This is a genomic window from Kitasatospora sp. MAP5-34, assembly GCF_029894335.1.
GTDB lineage: Bacteria > Actinomycetota > Actinomycetes > Streptomycetales > Streptomycetaceae > Kitasatospora.
In genome coordinates, this window is record NZ_JARXZC010000084.1 from 1 (window position 1) to 5,344 (window position 5,344).

General features: G+C 70.2%; 5 protein-coding genes. 2 read left to right on the top strand and 3 right to left on the bottom strand.

Going from position 1 to position 5,344, the window contains the following annotated elements; genetic code table 11:
* The coding region (locus P3T29_RS32295; RefSeq protein WP_280720244.1) for a replication-relaxation family protein at positions 1-782 on the bottom strand (782 nt) is incomplete at its 3' end.
* Positions 783-1,790: 1,008 nt separating this feature from the next.
* Positions 1,791-2,378: a TetR/AcrR family transcriptional regulator gene (locus tag P3T29_RS32300; RefSeq protein ID WP_280720245.1), complete on the bottom strand. Its 588-nt coding sequence runs from the start codon at positions 2,376-2,378 to the stop codon at positions 1,791-1,793.
* Between the two features lie 116 nt (positions 2,379-2,494).
* On the opposite strand from P3T29_RS32300, the gene P3T29_RS32305 reads away from it, so the two are divergent.
* Entirely contained in the window at positions 2,495-3,124 is a 630-nt protein-coding gene (locus tag P3T29_RS32305) for a hypothetical protein (RefSeq protein ID WP_280720246.1), read from the top strand.
* Between the two features lie 109 nt (positions 3,125-3,233).
* Here the strand turns inward: P3T29_RS32305 and P3T29_RS32310 are convergent, their stop codons facing one another.
* Entirely contained in the window at positions 3,234-3,629 is a 396-nt protein-coding gene (locus tag P3T29_RS32310) for a hypothetical protein (protein WP_280720247.1), read from the bottom strand.
* Between the two features lie 161 nt (positions 3,630-3,790).
* On the opposite strand from P3T29_RS32310, the gene P3T29_RS32315 reads away from it, so the two are divergent.
* Entirely contained in the window at positions 3,791-5,242 is a 1,452-nt protein-coding gene (locus P3T29_RS32315) for an NF041680 family putative transposase (RefSeq protein ID WP_280720248.1), read from the top strand.
* Positions 5,243-5,344 lie beyond the last annotated feature (102 nt).

Genomic DNA, 5,344 nt, shown 5'->3' on the forward strand with positions numbered 1-5,344 from the left:
GCACCACCCCCGTGGCTACCTGCCCACGAGTCAGCCACAGGAGCGATCATGCCGCAGTCAGCCGACCCACGACCCGAATTCGGCAACAGAGTCGTCGTCGGCCAGGACGAACAGCAGACGCGGGAACCGCACGTAGTGCTGCTGCCACACAGGCAGCACGTCCTGGCCGGCGACGGTGCGCCGCTGGTGCACCGGGACGGGCGGTGGGAGTGGAAGCGGGCGTAGCCGATCAGCTTCGACGCCAGCTTCTCGCTGCTCATCGTTGCGCGGTCGACCTCGACGAACGCCCGGTTCAGCGCGCGGCCGGGCCGGGTGCTGACGTACCGCAGCAGCCCGTCCGGGATGACCGCCCCTGCCGTGCCTTCGCCGTAGCGGTGGTGGGCCTCCGGCAGGAAGTCCAGCGGCGCGCACTCGTCCCCCGCCGCCCGGGCGCCGGCCACGAACGCCACCTGGGTGCGCACCACCGCCAGGATGTGGCCCAGCCGCAGCCGCGCCGCGCTCTTGTCACCCGGCAGCGGCGGCGAGGACACGCCCTCCAACTCCGGGAACGTCGCGGCGATCCTGCTGCCGTGCTCGGTCAGGAACCGGGCCCGCAGCTTCCCGGCCTGCGGCAGCACGACCTCCTCGACCAAGCCCTCGCCCTTCAACCGGCGAAGCCGCCGGCGCATCTGCTCCGGCCCCGCCCCCGGAGTGTGCAGGACGCGCAGCTGCTCGGCGGTGGCCATCCGGAACTGGAACAGCGCGGCCACGACCTGGTGGTCGACCTCGGGCGGCATCGCCATCACGGGACTCCTCGAACTCGGTACCGTCGCCCCGCTGGCAGCGGACAGCGTAGGAAAGCCCGCGGTTCTCACCAGTTCTCTTACCAAGACCGGCCCGTCCGGTCACGATCCGACAACGGGCGTTCTAACCAGCGCACCAACCGGGGCCACGAACCGGCGCGCCAACCGGAGGCCGCCCCCTCCCGCCGCTGCGCCCGGATTCCGGGCAAACACGCAGGTCAGTCGGCATGGTGAGAAGGCATCAAGGTGGAACTCGCCACCCCGACAACCCTCTCCCTTCCTTTCTGCCTTTGGTTTTTGGTCTGTGTCTTTGGCGGTTGTCGGTTCGGGTTGTTGCACCTGCGGTGGGCTTTTCTCTTCTTGGGCGTCCGGCTGGTGCCGGCCGCCCGGGGTGGGGCGGCGCGCGGCCGGCACCGACGGCCCACACGGCCGCCAGGCTGTCCTGGCCGCCGCCCGTTTGCTCGGGCACGGGCGGGCACGGCGGGCACGGGCGGGCACGGGCGGGCAGAGACGGCCTGGCGGGCTTCTGGGCGGGCGCTGGGCCCGAGCTGGTCGGCGCCCGTCGCCCGTCGCCCGTCGCCCGTCGCCCGTCGCCCGTCGCCCGTCGCCCGTCGCCCGTCGCCCGTCGCCCGCGCGGCGAGCTGGTCGAGCTGAGCTTCGGTCAGCTTCGCCCGTCGGCTCTTGCTGTCGGAGTGACGTGTGACACCGAACCTGGACGGATTGACAGCGAACTTGGACGGATGGCGGCTTGTGACAGCGAAGATGGACCGCCACAGGCCAGCAGCATGGTGAAGCGCTGATCCGTGGCAAGCTGACGAATGGGCAGCGGATGCTGTCGGCCGGGCCCGACTGACCCGTCTCAATGAGCGCTTTCCATCTTGAATTCGCAGTTCATGGGGCTGGCGTGGGTCAATGTGGGGCGCCCGCGCCGGTCGGGGATCCGATCCTCCGGCGGTGATCGTCCGTCAGCGGGAGATCTCCGCGTTCGTCAGCGGCGGCACGGTGAGGTCAGAGGGCGAGGCCGTTCCAGACTGCGCGCACGCCGTCGAGGTAGATGCCCTCCCAGTCCGATGCGATGGACCAGCCGGGCAGCTCGGTGCGGTCTCGATGGGTCAGCTCGATGCTCACCATGCCGTGCATTGCCGTCCAGAGCAGGTACGCGCCGCGCTCGGGAGCGGCCTGTGCGTCGGCCTGGGCGACTGCGGTGGCCAGCACCCCGAAGGTGCTCTCCAAGGCTCGCGCCCGGAGGTCCGGGCCCGGGTCGAACTTGGGCACCGCTTGCTCGAACATGAACGCGTAGCGTGTGGGGCCTTGGAGCGCGAAGATACGGTAGGCCAGGGCCAGGGCGCGTACGTCCGTGAAGGCGTCCCCGGTGACGGGCACCGCGCCGAAGGCGTCCCGCAGCATGTCGAACGCTCGCTCGTAGAGCGCCTGCAGCATGCCCGTACGGCTGCCGAAGCGGCTGTAGACGCCCATTGTGGAGGAGCCGGCCTCCTCCGCGACCCGACGTACCGTCAGGCCGGCCGGGCCGTGCGCGGCGGCCACCCGCAGCGCGGCCTCGATGAACTGTCCGCGCAGATCCTCGCCATCAGCCATCACACGCGCCCCTCTCCACATCTTTCCGAAGCATTACAGACCCGCCTCGCCGCAACGTCACGATCCCTCCGGGACATACGTTATTACAAGTGTTATCGCCTACTGCCGGAGGAACCATGCCCACGCACACCCTCTACCGACTCGCCGGCTGGGCGGGGACGGTCTCCGCCGCCATCCTGATTCTCAACAGTGCCCGGCGCGGCGCGCTGATCCCGGACGACCTGGCCTTCACCCACGCGCTCGCGCCGCTGGCGGAGGCGTTCGGGCTGCTGCTGATCACCGGCCTGTACCTCGCCGACCGGCAGCGGTCCGGCACCCTGGGCGTGGTCGGCTACACGCTCAACTTCCTCGGTATGGCCGGGCTCCTCGGTGTGGAGTACATCCTCAACCTGGTCTTCCCCGAGCTGACCAAGGCACAGATCGCCACCCTTCTCGGCGGCCTGACCGGCGCCATGTTCAAGGCCTCGTCGATCGTCTTCCTACTCGGTGCCGTCATCCTCGGCGCAGCGATGTGGCAGGCCGGCCAGGCACCCCGCGTCGCCGTCGCGGCCTACGTGCTCGGCGCCACCCCCGTCGCCCTGCGCGGCGTGCTCCCGGCCGCCACGTTCCCGCCCGGCCTGCTGGTAATGGCCGTCGGGGTCGCCTGCCTGGGCATCACCCTCGTCAGGCGCGCACCGCGTCTCGCGCTGCAGGACGCCGCGGGCAGGCCCTCGGCCGGGGCCGCGCGCAATGTACGCCCGGCCTGAGCCGGGACGCACGCCCGGCCCAGCCGGAAGCCGGGCCGGGCGTGCGCACAACGGCTGGGCACCCTGAAGTTCCCCCCTGATCCTGGACAGCTGTTGCTTAGCTTGTGCTTTATCCTCCTTCGCCGTCATGCGGCGGCAGGGGGATGCTGTAGGCGGCGTCGAGCTTGTTGATGATCTTCCGGAGTGAGCGGGAGCCCCGGGGTGACATCGCGTTCATCACCGTGTCGAGGAGGGCGCGAGCCTCCAAAGGGCTGCCGCAGCAGTGCCAGTGCACGTTGCCCCACTCGTAGTCGTGCCACTGCTGCCGCTCGGAGCGGTGAACGTGGTCCCGCCACAGGCGCACAGCGACGGTGACATCCCCTGGTTGCAGGTAGTTCCGGGTGCGTTCGAGGTGGGCTACCTCGGAGAGTGCCCGCGAGGAGACACCGTCGATCGCGGGTCTCGAAGCCTGTGTCCGGTGCAGAGGGAGGCTGGTCCGGACGTCCGTCGGCCGTCTACGCGGCATGGACCTTTCGGTTCGTCATCACGCGGGCCATGGTGTCACGATCGCGCGCGCTTCTCGAACGAGTTCACTCATCCGGGAGTTTGCCGGACGTGGACATGGCCTTCGCATGACCGTGTGCTCCGACCAAGGACGCACCTGAACTCGACGAAGGCCGTGGGGGAATGAGTCTGCTGTACCGCGATGTCCAGCGAGAGCCGTTCGCTGAAGCGTCACACTTCCGGGAGGACTTCTACGGATGCCTGACCGCGCGGCGTGACGAACTGTTCGAGCTCGCGGACGCGTTGCTGTGCGCGGACGGGCCGGTGACGTCGCCGGTGGAGCTGACGCTAGTGCCCGAGCACCGGCGTGGGCACGGCGCGCTGTACGACGCTCTCAGCCGTGGCCGTCTCGACGCCGGACGGCTGCGGCGGACGCTGGCCGCGCTACCCCAGCCGAAAGCCGCCGACGACCGCCTCGTCCTGGCCGTGGACGTGAGCAACTGGCTGCGGCCAGACGCCGAGTGCAGCGCGGACCGGCTGTTCTGCCACACCTACGGCCGCGGCCGGGACCAGCACCTGATGATCCCGGGCTGGCCGTACTCCTTCGTCGCCGCTCTCGAATCGGGCCGCACCTCCTGGTGCCAGCTGCTGGACGCGGTGCGGCTCGGCCCCGAGGACGATGTCGCCGAGATCACCGCCATCCAGGTCCGCCGCGTGGTCGAGGACCTGGTCACCGGCGGGCGGTGGCGCGAGGGCGAGCCGGACGTCCTGGTCGTCTTCGACGCCGGCTACGACGCACCGCGTATGGCCCACCTTCTCGACGGGCTGCCCGTCGAGATCCTGGGCCGGATGCGCTCGGATCGCGTCATGCGCCGGCCGACACCCACGCAGCTGGAGTACGCCAATGCCTATCCCCAGGGCGGGCGGCCGCCGAAGCACGGCAAGGAGTTCCGCTTCGCTAGGCCCGAGACCTGGGGCGAGCCCGACGCGGCGACCGTCCAGATCACCGACCGCTACGGCACCGCGAAAGCGATGGCCTGGGACCGACTCCACCCCAGGCTCACCACCCGCTCCGCGTGGATCGACCACGACGGTGAACTCCCCATCATCGAGGGGACGTTGATCCGCCTGGAGGTCGACCGCCTGCCCGGCGGCGGAGACCCGCTGCCGCTGTGGCTGTGGTCCTCGGCCACCGCCATGAGCGCTGGCGACGTCGATCTGCGCTGGCAGGCGTTCCTGCGGAGATTCGACCTGGAGCACACATTCCGGATGATCAAGCAGACGCTCGGCTGGACCCGCCCCAAGCTCCGCACACCGGAAGCGGCGGACCGCTGGACGTGGCTGATCATCGTCGCTCACACCCAGCTCCGCCTCGTCCGGCCACTCGCCGAGGATGTCCGCCGGCCCTGGGAGAGGCCGGTCAAACCGAACAGGCTCACCCCGGCCCGGGTCCGCCGGGGGTTCAGGAACCTCCGCCCGACCTTGCCCTGCCCGGCCCGTGTGCCCAAACCCACCCGGCCTGGCCCCGGCAGGCCGCTCGGCTCGAAGAACCAGCGGCCCGCCACCCGCTACGACGTGGGCAAAACCGTCCGGCGCCCCGACACCATCATCGAACGCGACCGGATCAGAACATAAAGAACAAGCTAAGACCGACCGGCAATAGGCGGCTGCCGCTGAGCGATGGGGTGGGGTGGATGCAGTGCGGGCACGGGTCCGCGTGATCATGGAGTTCTCTAC